The sequence below is a fragment of the Paenibacillus sp. FSL K6-1122 genome, from assembly GCF_037977015.1.
Lineage (GTDB): Bacteria > Bacillota > Bacilli > Paenibacillales > Paenibacillaceae > Paenibacillus > Paenibacillus amylolyticus.
Map to the genome: position 1 here is coordinate 1,537,217 of NZ_CP150272.1, position 17,085 is coordinate 1,554,301.

The window sequence follows — 17,085 nt, forward strand, 5'->3', positions numbered from 1 at the left end:
TCCCAAGTAAACAGGTAATGTCTACTGCACCTTTATCACTGTAGGCACTCGGTCATGCTGTGGGTTCAATGAACCTTAGACGTTAATCGTCGAAGGTATGACGTGAGGACGGGTTAGATGCCCTGGTTCAACTTTTATCAAACTAAAAAAAAAGAGGATAGGGTGGTATTTATGAAAAAAGTGAGAAAAGCAATCATTCCTGCAGCTGGACTAGGTACACGATTTTTGCCAGCCACAAAAGCGATGCCCAAAGAAATGCTCCCTATTGTGGACAAACCAACTATACAGTATATCGTTGAGGAAGCCATTGCCTCTGGAATCGAAGACATCATCATCGTAACGGGTAAAGGGAAGCGGGCAATTGAAGATCATTTCGACAACGCTTTTGAACTGGAGCACAACTTGCTGGAAAAAGGGAAACTGGGCTTGCTTGAAGAGGTCCGCAAATCCTCTAACGTGGATATCCACTACATAAGACAAAAAGAGGCCAAAGGACTTGGTCATGCTGTCTGGTGTGCACGTAACTTTATCGGTGACGAACCTTTTGCCGTGTTGCTCGGAGATGACATCGTCGTATCGGAAGTTCCGTGCACCAAACAATTGATCGATCAATATGATCAGGTTCAACATTCCATTGTTGGCGTACAAACCGTACTGGCTGAACAAACAGACAGATACGGCATTGTGGACCCGCTTCAATCGGATGGCCGTTTGACAGAGGTTCTCAGATTCGTAGAGAAACCTGCCCAAGGCACAGCGCCATCCAACCTGGCGATTATGGGGAGATACGTACTGAGTCCAGAGATTTTCGAACATCTGGAGCAACAAGAGATTGGTCAAGGGGGAGAGATTCAATTAACAGATGCGATTCAGCGCTTAAATGAGACACAAGGAGTGTATGCTTACGATTTCGAGGGAGTACGTTATGACGTGGGCGAGAAACTGGGATTCATTTTGACAACTATCGACTTCGCTCTGCAAAAACAGGAACTTAGAATTCCAATGCTGCAAGCTCTGCAACAGATTCTGGAAAAAGAGTCGGTAGAACATGTAGCCGGGGGGGAGTTTGAATGAGTCCATCTCCCCAAACGAAGGAAGCGGAGATTGTTATGGACCCAAGTCTGGGGTACAATGCATCAACGATGTCAGGACAAAATGCGGATAAAGTGTATCTATTTATGAAAAGAATGCTCGATTTGCTGGGTTCTTTCATAGGTTTGATCATTTTGTGCCCCTTGTTTGCGGTCATCGGATTACTGATCAAAATCGAGGCCCCGCAGGGGTCTGTTTTTTTTCGTCAGGTACGGGTCGGACAGAATGGAAAAGAGTTTCATATGTACAAATTCAGGTCGATGGTTGCGAATGCAGAAGATCTGCTGGAACAGCTGATTGATCAGAATGAAGTGAACGGGAATATGTTCAAAATGAAAAATGATCCCCGCATTACCCGGATTGGCAAGTTCATTCGGAAAACCAGTCTGGATGAGCTGCCACAGTTGTGGAACGTGTTCAGAGGAGAGATGAGTCTCGTTGGACCCAGACCGGCTCTGCCCAGAGAAGTGCAGAACTACACTTCCTATGACAGACAACGTCTTCAGATGATCCCGGGATGTACGGGATTATGGCAAGTCAGCGGTCGAAATAGTGTTGGTTTTGAGGAAATGGTGGAGCTGGATCTGACGTATGCCCGTGAGCGCAGCATGATGGTGGATATCAAAATTATCTTCAGAACGTTCAAGGTGCTGGTAGGTTCGAAGGATGCGTTTTGAAACACGATTCTGGCTTTGAGGTGGCATAGCAGATATGCAAAAGACCGGTATACTTGCTGCATTAAATATGAAGTCGTTTAATATCATTCTTTTTTCGCTGGTAATTGTCTTCGCAGCAATCTATCTTCCGCTAGTCTCGGTTGTTGCACTCATAGCTGTGATTCTGCTGGGCGTTTATATTAAACAGCCCAGCTGGATTTTTATGATTCTCATCGTAAGTTTTTCATTATCCATTGATAAAATATTTAGCATTCATCTGGCAGGACTGGATTCGCTGTCCTTCTACAAGCTGGCGATTCTGGGTTTTGTCGTCTCTCTTTTTCTACGCTTTGGTATTCGCAAAGAGTTGATATATCCTGCACTGGCGATTGGTTTTTTATTTGTGGAGAGTTATTTTCTATCTGATCTGCCCAGTAAGGTTAGTCCGCTCGATCCATTCAAGGCCTTTCTGGGAGTCATTGTTCCTTTTTTGTTGCTGATGCCCCATTTTTCAAGAGAGATCAGTCAACGAATTATACGTGTACTCGCATGGTTGCCGCTGTTCAGTCTTGCTGGTGGTTATATTCTGCAACTCGCCGGCATATTGTCCATTACTAACCTGGAGATGTCGGGAGTAACCCGGTTACAGGGTGCCAACATCGCCGCGCATCTGGCCATGCTGTGTTTTATCTCCATCTGCGTCTGTCTGATTCAGATCAAGCAAGGCCATCAGGTAGTTCTGTATTACATGCTTACCTTGACACATCTGGTCATTCTGGTCCAGACGGGAACAAGGGGGCCACTTATTGCGCTTATACCGATTATTCTGGTCTACCTCTTTGATCAACTGAAAGCCTTCATCAAAGGAAGAGTCAGTGCCATTATTCCTCTCATTCTGTTTGTTGTCGCTGTGGCCTATATGGTGATTGCGCAGTGGGACAATTATGAGATGAGATCAGAGAGCAAAGGCCTGTCGGGAAGGGATGTAGCCTGGAATTATTTTATTGGCAAAGCAAATGAGTATCCGATATTTGGACGTGGACTCGGCTCAACTCTCGTAGCGAATGATGGAAGTATTTTTTCTGGCTTCGTTGTTCCTCATAATGAATACATTCGTTTTTATTACGATGGCGGGTTAGTTGGAGCCATTCTGTTGTTTCTATCGCTGCTGCTGGTGTTTCGGGCTGTTTACTTCCGATTGGGCGGCATGATCCGGTTGTATTTTGCCGGAATGATTATCGGTTTCCTGACCTATTCCTTTTTTGACAATACCCTGTCCACGGTTCATCTGATTGCTCCATTCTGTATCTTCCTGAATGCGTTATATGCTACGGGAAATGGAGTCCATTCCAAGTCAGGGGCTGAAGCAGAAGTGGATATACAGATACAGCGAGCCAAGGACGTATCCTTTTCAAAGGAGATTAGAACATGAAGGTCTGTTTGATCAGTTCTACAGGCGGACATTTTGATGAATTAACCAAAATTATTCCTGCGGTTGAAGAACATGATTATTTCCTGATTACCGAGAAGAACAAAAGCAGAAAAGTCGATTCGGCACAGGGCAAAGTATACTTCTTAATGCAGCAAGAGCGTAAAAATGCAATGTTCTTGCTAATCTTTGTGGCTAATATTATCAAATCGTTCTTTCTATATCTGCGTGAGCGTCCAAAGGTGATCATTACAACAGGGGCGGGAGCCACATATCCTTTTTGCCTTATCGGTAAAATCTTTGGCGCCAAGCTGATCTACATCGAAAGTTATGCCAAAATCTATTCCTCCAGCGCAACCGGGAGATTGATGTACAAAATCTCGGATGAGTTCTTCATCCAATGGGAAACGTTGCAGGATAGCTATCCCAATGCAAAGTACAGGGGGGCTTTATTTTGATATTTGCTATCGTTGGAACCCAGCGTTTTCCCTTCAATCGGATGTTTGAGCTTATTGATGAGGCGATTGAGGCAGGAATTATTGAAGAAGAGGTTGTTGCCCAATCCGGATATACCGAGTATCAGCCGCGGAATTTCACTGTGATTCCCTTCCTTACCCAGGAAGAGATGAATGAATATGTGGAGCGCAGCAGATGCATTATTTCTCATGCGGGTGTTGGCTCCATTACAAATTGTCTTGAACGCGGCAAGCCCGTTATTGTCATTCCACGCCGGAAAGAATGGGGCGAACATGTGGATGACCATCAGCTTGAAATCTCCAAGGTTTTTCAGGATAACGGCTATGTGGCCGTCGCGGAGAGTCAGGCTGAATTACAAAAACTGGTTCCTTGCATAGAGGAGCTGACGTTCCAGCCTTATGTGAGAAAACAGTCTGATCTGATCTCATCCATTAAAAATTACGTGAACAGTCTGTAAGAGGTATGAAGATTAACCATGAAAAAAAGGAGTCTATCATGAAACCAAAAGTATTGGTTGTTGGATCATCCTTGAAGGATATGGGCGGAATTGTGAGTGTCATCAAAAACATTGAGGATTCTTCCATCTCGGAAATGTATGCTATGCAGCGAGTCGAAACGTATATCACGGGCAGCGTGTTCTCACGGCTGCTTATTTTTATACGGGGATTCATGCAATTCTGGATGAAGTTGTACACGTTCAAGCCGGATATCGTGCATATTCACATGGCAAACAACGGGAGCTTTTATCGGAAGTCTCTATTTCTGCTAACCGCACGAAAGTTGTTTCGAAAGTCAGTTATTCTGCATATTCATGCGGCCAGCTTTGATGATTTCTACAATCAATTTGCTCTGCAGCGCAAGTATTGTCACTACATTCTGAATCAGGCAGACAAGTTGATTGTCTTGTCCCAGACATGGAAAGAATACTTTGCTACGATTGTGCCGGAGACAGCGATTGAGGTTCTTTATAACGGGGTCTTTGTCAAAGAACCGTTTGTAAGAGAACAACAAACAGCCGTTAATGCTCTCTTCATGGGCAGACTGGGTGAGCGAAAAGGAGTCTACGATCTGCTTCAGTCCATTCAGCAATTAAAGGCGCTGGGCGTTACAGCCACCTTTAATCTGGCAGGGGATGGTGAAGTCGAAGAAGTCAAAGCAATCGTGCAGCAGTATGGAATAGAGGATCGTGTCAATGTACTCGGCTGGATTAACGGAGAGCAAAAGGAAAAGCTGATGCGGGAAGCGGATCTACTGGTCCTGCCTTCTTATCATGAGGGATTACCTATGGCCATACTTGAAGCAATGAATTGTGGCTTGCCCATTATATCGACCACCGTCGGAGGCATCCCCGAAGTGATTACATCCGGTCATAATGGGCTGTTAATCGAGCCGGGAGATGTGCACGGGCTGACATCAGCGCTGGAATATCTCATCACGGATGAAGAGGTTAGAGCAAGAATGGGTTCACATAACAGAGAGATTATATCGGATAAGTTCGATATGAATCTTCTCGTGGGCAGATTATCAGGAATATATGATGCACTTCAAGTGAAGGTATCCTAGTGAACAGGAAAAGGTGATGAAATGAACCCCTTGGTATCTTGCATCATTACGACCCATAACCGGGCCGAGTTATTGAAAAATGCGTTGAGAAGTGTACGTGAGCAAACACATCCGTATCTGGAGATTTTCATTGTGGATGATGGTTCAGAAGATCAGACGCCAGAGATCTGTCAGGCTTGGACCCGGGAAGATTCACGGATTCGGTACATCCGAGTTCCATATCCCAAAGGAGCCAACCATGCACGGAATGTAGGGATATCCCAAGCCAATGGCAAGTACATTGCCTTCCTGGATGATGATGATGAATGGATGCCTGACAAAATAAAAACCCAGGCGGAAGTGTTGGAGCGTTCACAGGAATCATTCACCTTTTGCAGCAAGTATCTCGCATACACGAATGAGCAGCATCAGGTGGTCAAACGGAAATTGTCGGTGGAACCTCGCGATGTTATTCGGTATGAGGATCTGCTTACATTCAACTGGATTGGGGAAACGTCCAAAATCATGGTACTTACCTCACTGGCCCGTGAAGTTCGATTTGATGAAAATCTGACATCCGCTCAGGATTATGATTTTTATCTGCGTATATTGAAACGAGGCTACATCGCCGTGAATGTGAAAGAACCGCTGGTGGATATCAACATCCATAGTGGTCCACGAATTTCAACCTCTACAACGGCCAAGTACAAGGGCCAACGCAAGATTATTTTGAAATACTACAATGACATGTCCAAGGAACAGAAGCGCCGTCAGTTACACCATTATCGAATGCTCGAATGGTCGAGAAATAGAGTTCGCAATAACGTTTATTTGAAAAAAGCACTGTCGCTGTACCCTTGGTGGAAAGATTGGGTGCTGCTCAAGCGTAATACCAAAATTATGATGCAAGGATTTCTAATGAGATTTCATGCAAGGCGCGCAGTTGGAACGTATACAGAGGAACCTGTGCGAATGAAACTAAAGTAAGAGGTGTCTGGATGGAAAATCCGACGGTGTATATGCTGCCCAAGATGATTGAGAACAATAAATTCAATGAGCTGTTATCCGATTCCATTGAGAACAAAGGATGGGAAGTGAAACAGTTTACCAAAAGAGATCTAATCAAACTGAAAAAAAATGATGTGCTGCATTTTCATTGGCCCAGCTTCTATTACAGAGGTTCTTCCGTGCTGACAACAGTGATCAAGTCCATTCTGTATGTATTGATGATTTGTTTTGCACGCTTGCGCGGGGCCAAATTGTTCTGGACGGTGCACAACATCTGGCCACACAACAGCGGCAAGACGCGGTTTGATTATTGGATGAGAAAAATACTGGTCCAAAATTGCTCCAAGCTGATTGTCATGGGCAAACCCTTGATCTCTGAGATCTGTTCGACGTTTGGGATTGATTCCAGCCGAATCGAGGTTATTCCGCATGGACATTACAAGGGAGTGTATCAGGGGAAAGGCGTGAATATCCGCTCCCGGTTTGGCATCCCGGAGGATAGTTATGTGTATGCGTTCTTCGGTCAGGTGTCGCCGTACAAGGGCGTGGATGATTTGCTGGAGGCATTCAAGGATCTGGATTCCGAACAAGCCCATCTGTTGATTGCCGGTAAAAAGGTAAAAGATTATGACCTTGGAGATGAATTTCTCAAGAGTGGACATATTCATACTCATTTTCATTTCATCGAAGATGATGAATATTCGGATTATTTTGATGCAGTTGATTCGATCATTCTTCCATACAAGCAAATTGCCACTTCAGGCAGTGCGATTCTGGCATTGACCTTCTGTAAACCGGTGGTGGCACCACGGATTGGCTTGTTGGAGGAATACCTGCCCGAAGATTGTGCGGTCCTCTACGAACCTTCCGATCCGGATGGATTGCTCAAGGCAATGAATATGATCCGGTTAAAACAATCGGAGTTTCAGGAAGGCAGTGGTTTTGTCAAAGCGTTGGAGCGGCTGGATTGGCCAGTGATTGCCCAAAGGACACTTACCTTGTACTCCAGTTAGTGCAGATGAACGGGTGGACCTAATTGAAAAATATGGGGATGAAATGATGAAGGTAACCGTCGCGATCTGTACGTATAACCGTGCTCATGATGCGGTAGAGGCCATACGAAGTGCAATACAACAGAATTACGCAAGCAGCAACTATGAGATCATACTCATTGATAACAATTCAAAAGACAACACACGGGAAATCGTGCTCCAAACCATCTTGCAGCAAGAAAACCATTCGATCCGTTATGTGTTGGAAGAAAAGCAAGGCTTGTCTGTGGCACGTAACCGGGCCATTCACGAGGCACGCGGCGAGTATATCCTATTCCTTGACGATGATGCCTTTGCTTGCAGGGATTGGATTCGCCAGATCGTTAGTGTGTTTGAGATGAATGAAAATATCGGTTGTGTCGGTGGCAAGATTGACCCGATCTGGGAAGTGCCTGAGCCAATGTGGATTCCACCGGAGAACAGGTCGCTGTTCACCATTCTGGATTTTGCAGATGAAGTCACTGAAATGAAAAGTCCTTATATTCCATTTGGGGCAAATGTGGCTTTTCGTTTATCCGTCTTTGATCAACTGGCTCCCTTCCGTGAAGACCTTGGAAGAGTGGGTAACAACCTCCTCTCCAGTGAAGAGAGTGAGTTGATTGCAAGAATACGGACAAAGTTCAAGGTATATTACACGCCGTACGGCGCTGTACAACATAAAGTAGCCAAAGAGCGAACGACAAAGAACTGGTTTCTGCGCCGAATCTATTGGCAAGGTGTGAGTGATGCCATTCGGGATCAGGATCGTGGTGTTGTGCGTACGGCCAAACATGGCATCAAGCTTGCACAGGGGATCACAACCTCACTGATCTACATTTATAATTCAGATCGGTTCACACGTCAGCTTGCCAAAGTATGTTACCGAAACGGCATGATTGTTGGGTCGCTTCGTCAAAACAGTAAGGGATGAGGATCGCTATGGCGCAAGTTGCACTTCGCAAAGTATTCAGAGGAAACGGCTTAATGAGTGCCATATTTCAGACAAGTGGGACCAATCTGCTCGTCATGACACTGACGATGTTGTCTTCCATTTTGACGTCACGCATGTTCGGGGTAGAGGGAAAGGGTGCGTTTTCGGCCATTCTATTTTGGCCTGCGCTCTTAACCGGATTGGTCGGATTCGGACTACCGACTTCTATCATTTATAACATCAAACAGAGCGCAACCGAGAAGAGTGCACAGTATGTTCGGTTAAGCTTTCTTTTTCAAGTTCCGGTGTGCATTATCATTGGCATTGTGGCCTGGTTTGGATTGCCTTTCTGGCTCTCCAGCTTTCCGCCGGAAGTAGTGCAGATATCCAGATGGTATACGATTGCTACCGTTCCTGTACTTATTGTCATCAATCTCATATCAGCCCTCTCGCAGAGTCGGGAGAAATTCGCTGTATATAATGGTATCCGGTTAATGATCCCCCTGTTTAATGTAGGCGGGCTTTTTGTGTTATGGGGCCTGGGCATGCTGAGCATTCAGCTCGCGGCTGCGATCTATTTTGTAACCAGCTTCTCAGTGGTGGCGTGGGCTATCTATGCCAACCGTAATGAATTAAGACTGAGATGGTTCAAGGATCGGGTGGACCAGAGTTCGGCCAAGAAACTTTTTGGTTATGGCAGCAGGGTGTATGGTGTTGAATTGTTAGGAACATTGTATACCCAGTTTGATAAAATCATTATTTTGGCTTTGCTCACCCCGCGTGATTTTGGACTGTATTCCGTCGTATTTGCGTTATCCCGAATCTACAATGCGGTTCAGACGGCGATTAGCAATGTTGTTTTCCCAAAAGTGACTGGATTGCCCCAAGAGCAGATTATTCGAACAGTTGGCAGAGCTTTCCGCATCTCGCTCATGGTCATGATGATCATTGTAATACCCACTATGTTTGTGGGGAACTACCTGATGGGTCTTCTGTTTGGCTCCGAATTTTTGGAAGCGAGCGTAGCGTTTTATATTTTGGCTGTGGAATGCATTATTGGTGGTGGCTCCTGGATTCTGGCATCCGCATTTAATGCACTTGGTCGGCCTGGACTTGTGATGATCAGACAGCTCATTGCACTCTCGGTGACGGTGGCTTTGTTCTTTGTATTCACCCCGCTGTGGGGGCTCAACGGAATTGCAATTGCCTTATTGATCGGGTCCATTGTACGAATGGTGGTTACTGTGGCTGCGATGAAGATTGTATTTAAGGTGAAGTTTGCCGCCATGTTCTATGACAAGGAAGATCTGACGTTTCTCTATGAACGGTTAAATAAAAAAAGAAGAAGAGTCACCCAAGGAGGAGATGGAGATGCTGGGCACTAACAATATTCATCCAATGGAAGAGTTGAAGGGACATTTACGTCAGATTTTGAAGGTCATTCCACCGCGTACCGAAATCTATTATTTGGATTACCCGGTGCATAGCAATGGTGGCGACTTGTTGATTATGAAAGGTACTGAGGCTTTCTTCCGGGACAATGATATTCATGTACGTGCCAGATACAGCATTCTGGATTGCCCTTTGTCCCTCAAGGTACCGGAAGGTATCACGATTGTGTTGCACGGGGGAGGTAACTTTGGTGACTTGTACCCTGCCCATCAGAAATTGAGAGAGCGCATGATTGCCCAGCATCCGAATCACCGGATTGTCATTCTGCCACAGACGATGTTTTATAAGAGTGATATTGAATTGAAAAAGACAGCCCAAGTATTCAATCGTCATAAGGATGTGCACTTTTTTGTCCGGGATACCTTATCTTATGATATAGCCAGTAAAGAATTTCAACAAACCAATGTGTATCTATCTCCGGATATGGCGCATCAGTTGTGGCCTCTTAAGTCCAAGAGCAAGCCTACTGCAGAGATGTTGTATTTCTTCCGGAAAGACATTGAGAAAACTCAGAATCAGGTGCATTACGAATCCGTCAGTGGACCCAAGGCCACGTTTAAAGACTGGGAGACATTGTACAACCGGGTAGACCGGAAGATCATTCGCATGATTACATCCCGGTTAAAGTCAGGGAAAGGCAGCTCTTTTGCCCGCTGGTTGTGGTACAAATACTCTGATCGGATGGTACATACGGCCATTAAGGAATTCAATCAATACCAGACCATCACGACATCCCGTCTGCATGGACATATTCTGGCCTGTCTCCTGGATCAACAGAACATCCTGCTGGATAATTCATACGGCAAGAACTCGAATTATTATGCAGCTTGGACAAAGAGCAATCCGGCAGGCAGATTGGAATCCAATCAGACCAGCACATATAACAAACCAACCGAGACCGGCAAGGGAGCAAGTACGGTTGTGTTGTCGGATGGTGCAGCCCTATGAGAAGTATTCTGTTATCCGGTGGTTCTGGCAAGCGTCTCTGGCCGTTATCCAACGATTCCAGATCCAAGCAATTTCTTAAAGTTCTTCATGGGCCAGAGGGAAGTCCGGAATCCATGGTACAGCGGGTATGGCGACAGCTGAATCATGCCGGACTTGCATCAGAGGCACTTATTGCGACCAGTTTGCCACAGGTGGAGATTCTGACTTCTCAGCTGGGAGACGATGTGAGACTGGTTGTGGAGCCTGAGCGCAGAGATACGTTTCCTGCGATTGCGCTGGCAGCCTCCTATCTGTATTCCGTAGAGAGTGTGAGTCTGAATGAGACGATTGCAGTGTTGCCTGTAGATCCCTTTGTTGAAAAAGAATTCTTCGAAGTGCTGGCAACCTTACCGGAGATGCTTGATAAGTCTGGTGCTGATCTGGCCTTGATGGGAGTTGTGCCGACGCACCCGTCAGAGAAGTACGGATACATCATTCCGCAATCCCAATCTTCCAGTGAAAATAACAATGAATACGTGAATGTAGCGAAGTTCCAGGAAAAACCCTGCGAATCCGATGCGGTCCTCATGATTGAGCAGGCCGCATTATGGAATTGCGGGGTTTTTGCTTTTAAGCTTGGTTATTTGATTAATCTGCTCATTGAGATGGAACTGCCGATCCAGTATGACGAAATGCTGAAGCAATACGGAAGATTGAACAAGATCAGTTTTGATTACCAGGTTGTCGAGAGAGCCAATCAGATTATCGCTATTCCGTATAACGGTTTCTGGAAAGATCTAGGCACGTGGAACACACTCACGGAAGAGATGGGAAGCTCGGTTGTAGGAAAAGGGTGGATTACGGGAGATTCCCTGAATACTCATCTGGTCAATGAATTGAACATTCCGGTTGCCATATTGGGATTGTCGGATGTGGTGGTCGCCGTGAGTCCGGATGGCATTCTCGTCAGTGACAAAGAAGCAAGCCCACGGATCAAGGAAATCTTGAAGAACGAGGATCAACGCCCCATGTATGAGGAGCGCAGGTGGGGTTGCTACCGGGTTCTGGATTACACAAGAAACGAAGCTGGCGGCGAGGTTCTCACCAAACGAATCTGCATCAGTGCCGGGAAAAACCTGAGTTATCAATACCATTTGCTTCGCAATGAGGTATGGACGGTTGTATCGGGAACTGGGGAATTGATTCTGAATGGGCAGAGCCGAATGATTGGGCAAGGAGATACGGTGATCATTGACCGGAGTATGCTTCATTCCGTCAGAGCCGTTACGGAACTGGAGATCATTGAAGTACAGATCGGCAGTCAGCTGATTGAGGAAGATATCGTTAGAGTGTCTACCGAATGGCAGGACATTGTTCAGACATATGTGAAGCACGCGTAACCAACACATTAGAACATGGGGGAGATTATGGAATGAATATTACGGTGATTGGCACAGGGTATGTGGGTTTGGTATCAGGCGTATGTTTTTCGGAACTGGGAAATAACGTGATCTGTGTCGACAACAATGTGGAAAAAGTGAATATGTTAATGGACGGTCATGTTCCGATCTATGAACCGGGTCTGAAGGATATCATGAATGCCAATATGAAAGCAGGAAGGCTGTCATTCACCACCAACATTCAGGATGCTATCAGTCGTTCGGATATCATCATTATCGCGGTGGGTACGCCATCCCTGCCTAATGGCGAAGCAAATCTGAGCTTTATTGAGCTTGTCGCGCGAGAAATAGGTTCTTATATGGATAATTATAAAATAATAATGACTAAAAGCACTGTTCCTGTCGGAACTAACGATCGTATTCAGGAATGGATCAGCAGTCTGACGAATCATTCATTCGACATGGCATCGGTACCGGAGTTCCTGCGAGAAGGTACCGCTGTCCAGGATACGCTCTATCCTGACCGGATAGTCATTGGGACACATAGTGAGCGGGCAGTCGCCACGTTGAAAGAGCTGCATCAGCCATTAACCGATCAGATTATTGTTACGGATATTCGCTCAGCCGAAATGATTAAATATGCATCCAACGCTTTCCTGGCAACCAAGATCTCATTTATCAACGAAATCTCTAACATCTGTGAAAAAGTAGGAGCAGATGTCAGCCGTGTTGCCGAAGGCATGGGCTATGACAGACGAATCGGTGCCTCCTTCCTCAAGGCAGGCATTGGTTACGGAGGTTCCTGTTTCCCTAAGGATACACAAGCTCTGATTCAAATTGCAGGTAATGTGGATTATGACTTCAAACTGCTGAAGTCCGTGGTGGAAGTGAACAAAGATCAACGCTTCAACGTCATTCGTAAACTGGAAGATGCACTAGGCTCACTCGAAGGGAAGGAGATTGCGATCTGGGGGCTTGCTTTCAAACCGGATACCGATGACGTTCGTGATGCTCCGGCGATTGAGATCATTCAACGTTTGCTTGAGCAGGGAGCGGTGATTCGGGCATATGACCCCATCGCTACCGAGAACTTCCGCAAAGAGGTGGATTCCCCATCCATTACGTGGGAAGAGCGTGCCATGAAAGCGGCGGAAGGTGCTGATGCACTCTGTGTTTTGACGGAATGGAAAGAGTTCATGGAGGTTAATCTGACTGATTTGGCAGCGCATATGAATCAACCCATCCTGATTGATGGAAGAAACATCTACGGAGAAGATCAGATTAAAGATACGTCCTTCCAATACTACTCCGTTGGTCGTCCAGGTCTAACCAATATCGATGGAAGAAAAACGGCAGTCATCTGACGGAGGCCATAACATGAGACGCGGGATCAAAATAACATTAGGTGCCATTTCCCTTGTTGCAGTTGTCATGATTGGATATTCTGTGTATCTGTATTCGCATGTTAAATCAGCGGCGGATCAAATGTATGAACCCCGGGAACCCATCAAGCAGGTATCTATTGTAGACCAGCGGGGTGGGGGAGATTTCCCTGTGGACATGGAGAATGAAGAACCTTTTAATGCTTTGATTCTGGGTGTGGATGAACGTTCCAATGATCGGGGGCGCTCCGACACCATGATTGTATTAAGTGTTAATCCTGCGAAACAATCCGCACTTATGTTTAACATCCCCCGAGATACCAGAACGAATATTGTTGGTCACAGCACGGAGGATAAGATCAACCATGCCTATGCTTTTGGGGGCGTTAACATGTCTGTGCAGACCGTGGAACAATTGCTCAACGTTCCCATACATTACTACATGAAAGTGAATATGGAGGGCTTTGCACAAGTAATCGACATGGTGGGTGGAGTGGATGTGAATAACCCGTTTGCATTTGACTATGAGGGTTACCGGTTCGAGCAAGGGAATATTCATCTGGATGGTGAAGCTGCTTTGGGATTTTCGCGGATGCGTTATGATGATCCGAAGGGAGATCTCGGGCGGAATGACCGCCAGCGGGAGATCATCAAACAAGTGCTGAAGAATACGGTCCAGGTATCCAACGTATTGCAACTGGAGACGTTGCTGGACGAAGTCAGTGCTCACGTCAGAACCGACGTTACCTTTGATGAGATGAAGCAGATGTTCTCCAATTATCGTTCGGTACTGGATCATATTGAATCCGTTGAGATTAAAGGCACGGGCAAGAAAATAGACGGAGTGTATTACTATATCGTGGAACAATCGGAACGAGACAGGATACATCAGATGATTGAAGAACATTCAAAATGATCGGATAGGGCGGTGAACCAGATGCGTATCTCCAGGCTAATGAAATTGTCCCTGATTGTGCTACTAATGTATATGCTCATGATACCGGCAAGTACAAATTATGTTCAATCAGCTCAAAACTATCAATGGAATAATATACCTATTGGTGGTGGGGGGTACGTTACAGGGGTGGTTATTCATCCGACTGAGCCTGATCTGGTTTACGCTCGAACTGACGTTGGAGGAGTATATCGGTTGGATACAGCTTCAGGAGATTGGGTTCCACTACTGGATCATTTTGGAGATGAGGACAGCAATCTGTACGGCGTGGATGGAATTGCGCTGGATCAGCAAAACCCCAATGTCGTGTATATCGCTGCTGGGAAGTACGGTAACGTGGGACCGAGTGATATTTTGAAATCCACGGATCGGGGAGAGACCTGGACTCGAACCGGACTTAATCTTCGGAATGAATCGAATGGAAATATCCATCGAGCCATGGGAGAGAGCATCGCAGTTAATCCCACGAACTCCAATTACCTGCATGTGGGTACACGATATGATGGATTGTACACTTCCAGTGATGGTGCAGCCACATGGAGCAAGGTATGGGATGTACCTAGCGGACTGTCCGGTGAGGGAATTCGGAGTGTAGCTTATGGATTGAATCCCGTGACAAAGCAAGGTCAAGTTGTGTATGCGGGGGTTCGCGGCATTGGTGTGTATAGCAAAGCACCAAGAAGCAATGGGCAGACCACTTGGCAACTTACCGGGAGAAGTCCCGAATATCCTGCACGTATGACTGTGGCGAAGAACGGGACGTTGTATGTGACCACGGATAATCAGGGCGTCTACAAGTTCAATGGTGTGCAGTGGACAAATATAACACCCAGCTCCAGTTACTCATCTTATTATGGAATCACGATTGATCCCAATAATGATAATCACATCCTGGCAGCCGTTCGAACAGGCGGAGATAATCTGCCACTGTATCGTTCCGTTAATGGCGGACAGAGTTGGACAACAGTGAGCAAAACGCTGGTATCCAAACCGTCCTGGTGGACACCCAACATGTTTTTCTCAGCGACATCCAGTATCAAGTTTGATCCGCATAATCCGGGCACCGTATACGCTACAGACTGGTTTGGCGTGTACAAGACGGAAAATATCAATGGTACCAATGGATTGACTGGAAATACAGCGAGTACTTGGGAAGCCATTACTGATGGTCATGAAGAAGTCGTCGCACTCACGGCATCCACACCACCTCAGGGTGTTTCATTCTTTAGTGGTTTAACGGATCAAGTCGGATTTAGACATGAAAATGTAACCGATGTTCCTCTTAATAAAATCCCGCTCGCAGGTATGCGAGAAATTGTGAGTATTGACTATCACGAGGCAAATCCGAATTACATGATATTTCTGGGAAGCAGTGACTGGTATGGTACCACCACACGTTTATTTGTCTCTTCCAATAACGGAGTTACGGTAACTCCAATGAATGTTCCGGCTGGCTCCAAACTGGGGAGAGTCGCCTATTCAGCCATTAATCCAAATGTAATTGTTTATTACCCCCAGACCGGTAATCCGGTCAGAAGCACGAATCGTGGCGCAACATGGCAAAATATGAATGGTGCCCCTTTTCAGGCCATCGGGGGGAATATGGTCTTTGCCTATAATCATCCACTGGCTGCGGATCGCATCAATGGATATAAATTTTATATGTATGCTGCTGGTTATCTGTATCGGTCTACGGATGCAGGTGCCAACTGGTCCAAAGCGAATACGGTTCGCCTTCCGATTAATACGGATATCAATACAAGCTTCATTAAAGTCGAGGCTGCACCTGGCGTGGCGAATAATGTATGGGTGAGTCTGGGAACCGATGGATTATATGCATCAACGAACTCTGGAAATACATTTTCCAAGATCCAGGGTGTGCAGAATTCCAAATTATTTGCCTTTGGTAAAGCTCAGCCCGGCAGATTGGTTCCGGCTGTCTATGTATATGGCACCGTAAATAACGTGAATGGATTCTTCCGTTCCGATGATATGGGGGTAACCTGGAACAATATAGGTCCTTTAGGTAATGGAATCGGGCTGGGCAATGAACCGCAAATTATGGCGGCAGACCGTCAAATCTATGGTCAGGTATATGTAGGTACAAATGGCAGAGGCATGTATGTTGGATCAATAGAATAACGAGAGAGATATGAAAGTGGTGAAGATTAAAATGATGGAGGAGGGCTCCGGGCGCACGAGACAAAAGCATGTACGAAGAACATACGGATTTCTCATTGCTCTGCTGTTGATTGTGATCTGGATTCTGGTCATCTGGTCCATGTCCACGCAATCCTCTCAACAGCAAGACATTCAGCCTTGGCTTCATAAATGGTCTCAAAAATTGCACATCGGTTTTACACTTCCTGATGTGCAATTCACTTACGGGGAGTATGAGTATTCGCTGAAGCAGCGGCCGTATGATTTTGCAGAGTTCATCTTTCGCAAGAGTGCGCACTTATTTGTATACGCTGTGCTCGCCGTGCTTGTGTACGGCGGGATGCGGTACAGAAGAACCTCCCTTGTGACCAGTATCGTTTCTGCTCTGGCTGTGGTGTTTGTTATAGCCTCCATTGATGAGTATATTCAGAAGTTCAGCCCGGATCGGACAAGCTCGATACGTGATGTTGGAGTAGACTTGCTCGGCGGCTGCTGTGGGATTGCCATATATGCAGGACTTCAGTCCATGATCCGAAGGATCAGAAAAGGAAAGCGTACTTCTATTCACAGCGAGTGATTTCCCAGGAAATTAGATGTATCGTTCAACTTCTACTTGTCTGCCATCCATCATAAGTATGGAGTA

16 protein-coding genes are annotated in these 17,085 nt (G+C 45.9%); all 16 read left to right on the plus strand.

Annotated elements, in window-relative coordinates; translation table 11 throughout:
* Nucleotides 1-171 precede the first annotated feature (171 nt).
* From galU to NSQ20_RS06780, 16 genes are read left to right on the plus strand one after another with little or no spacing between them, the layout of a single operon-like run.
* Entirely contained in the window at nt 172-1,074 is a 903-nt protein-coding gene (gene galU / locus NSQ20_RS06705) for a UTP--glucose-1-phosphate uridylyltransferase GalU (RefSeq protein ID WP_036611572.1), read from the plus strand.
* 35 nt (nt 1,075-1,109) lie between these two features.
* Nucleotides 1,110-1,769, plus strand: coding sequence for a sugar transferase (locus tag NSQ20_RS06710; protein WP_243391516.1), 660 nt, complete (start codon nt 1,110-1,112; stop codon nt 1,767-1,769).
* 34 nt (nt 1,770-1,803) lie between these two features.
* Nucleotides 1,804-3,180, plus strand: a complete 1,377-nt coding sequence (locus tag NSQ20_RS06715) for an O-antigen ligase family protein (protein WP_076319065.1) — start codon at nt 1,804-1,806, stop codon at nt 3,178-3,180.
* Nucleotides 3,177-3,635, plus strand: coding sequence for a PssD/Cps14F family polysaccharide biosynthesis glycosyltransferase (gene pssD / locus NSQ20_RS06720; RefSeq protein ID WP_036611329.1), 459 nt, complete (start codon nt 3,177-3,179; stop codon nt 3,633-3,635). The genes NSQ20_RS06715 and pssD overlap by 4 nt, the downstream gene beginning before the upstream one ends.
* On the plus strand, nt 3,632-4,111 hold the full coding sequence (pssE, locus tag NSQ20_RS06725) for a PssE/Cps14G family polysaccharide biosynthesis glycosyltransferase (RefSeq protein WP_036611327.1): 480 nt from the start codon (nt 3,632-3,634) through the stop codon (nt 4,109-4,111). The genes pssD and pssE overlap by 4 nt, the downstream gene beginning before the upstream one ends.
* 38 nt (nt 4,112-4,149) lie before the next feature.
* Nucleotides 4,150-5,217 carry a glycosyltransferase family 4 protein gene (locus tag NSQ20_RS06730; protein WP_340032141.1) on the plus strand — a complete coding sequence of 356 codons (1,068 nt, stop codon included), beginning with the start codon at nt 4,150-4,152 and terminating at the stop codon, nt 5,215-5,217.
* Between the two features lie 21 nt (nt 5,218-5,238).
* Nucleotides 5,239-6,183: a glycosyltransferase family 2 protein gene (locus tag NSQ20_RS06735; RefSeq protein ID WP_340032142.1), complete on the plus strand. Its 945-nt coding sequence runs from the start codon at nt 5,239-5,241 to the stop codon at nt 6,181-6,183.
* Nucleotides 6,184-6,194: 11 nt separating this feature from the next.
* On the plus strand, nt 6,195-7,217 hold the full coding sequence (locus NSQ20_RS06740) for a glycosyltransferase (RefSeq protein WP_076209611.1): 1,023 nt from the start codon (nt 6,195-6,197) through the stop codon (nt 7,215-7,217).
* 43 nt (nt 7,218-7,260) lie between these two features.
* A complete protein-coding gene (locus tag NSQ20_RS06745; protein ID WP_340032143.1) occupies nt 7,261-8,166 on the plus strand; it encodes a glycosyltransferase in 906 nt (301 codons plus the stop codon).
* An 8-nt stretch (nt 8,167-8,174) separates the two neighbouring features.
* Nucleotides 8,175-9,551: an oligosaccharide flippase family protein gene (locus tag NSQ20_RS06750; protein WP_036668918.1), complete on the plus strand. Its 1,377-nt coding sequence runs from the start codon at nt 8,175-8,177 to the stop codon at nt 9,549-9,551.
* On the plus strand, nt 9,538-10,566 hold the full coding sequence (locus tag NSQ20_RS06755) for a polysaccharide pyruvyl transferase family protein (RefSeq protein ID WP_340032144.1): 1,029 nt from the start codon (nt 9,538-9,540) through the stop codon (nt 10,564-10,566). The genes NSQ20_RS06750 and NSQ20_RS06755 overlap by 14 nt, the downstream gene beginning before the upstream one ends.
* Nucleotides 10,563-11,945 carry a sugar phosphate nucleotidyltransferase gene (locus tag NSQ20_RS06760; protein ID WP_340032145.1) on the plus strand — a complete coding sequence of 461 codons (1,383 nt, stop codon included), beginning with the start codon at nt 10,563-10,565 and terminating at the stop codon, nt 11,943-11,945. The genes NSQ20_RS06755 and NSQ20_RS06760 overlap by 4 nt, the downstream gene beginning before the upstream one ends.
* Nucleotides 11,946-11,977: 32 nt before the next feature.
* Nucleotides 11,978-13,309: a UDP-glucose/GDP-mannose dehydrogenase family protein gene (locus tag NSQ20_RS06765; RefSeq protein WP_340032146.1), complete on the plus strand. Its 1,332-nt coding sequence runs from the start codon at nt 11,978-11,980 to the stop codon at nt 13,307-13,309.
* A 13-nt stretch (nt 13,310-13,322) separates the two neighbouring features.
* Nucleotides 13,323-14,243: an LCP family protein gene (locus NSQ20_RS06770; RefSeq protein ID WP_340032147.1), complete on the plus strand. Its 921-nt coding sequence runs from the start codon at nt 13,323-13,325 to the stop codon at nt 14,241-14,243.
* A gap of 21 nt (nt 14,244-14,264) precedes the next feature.
* Nucleotides 14,265-16,424: a hypothetical protein gene (locus tag NSQ20_RS06775; RefSeq protein WP_340032148.1), complete on the plus strand. Its 2,160-nt coding sequence runs from the start codon at nt 14,265-14,267 to the stop codon at nt 16,422-16,424.
* A gap of 10 nt (nt 16,425-16,434) precedes the next feature.
* Nucleotides 16,435-17,019: a VanZ family protein gene (locus NSQ20_RS06780; RefSeq protein ID WP_340032149.1), complete on the plus strand. Its 585-nt coding sequence runs from the start codon at nt 16,435-16,437 to the stop codon at nt 17,017-17,019.
* Nucleotides 17,020-17,085: the final 66 nt, after the last annotated feature.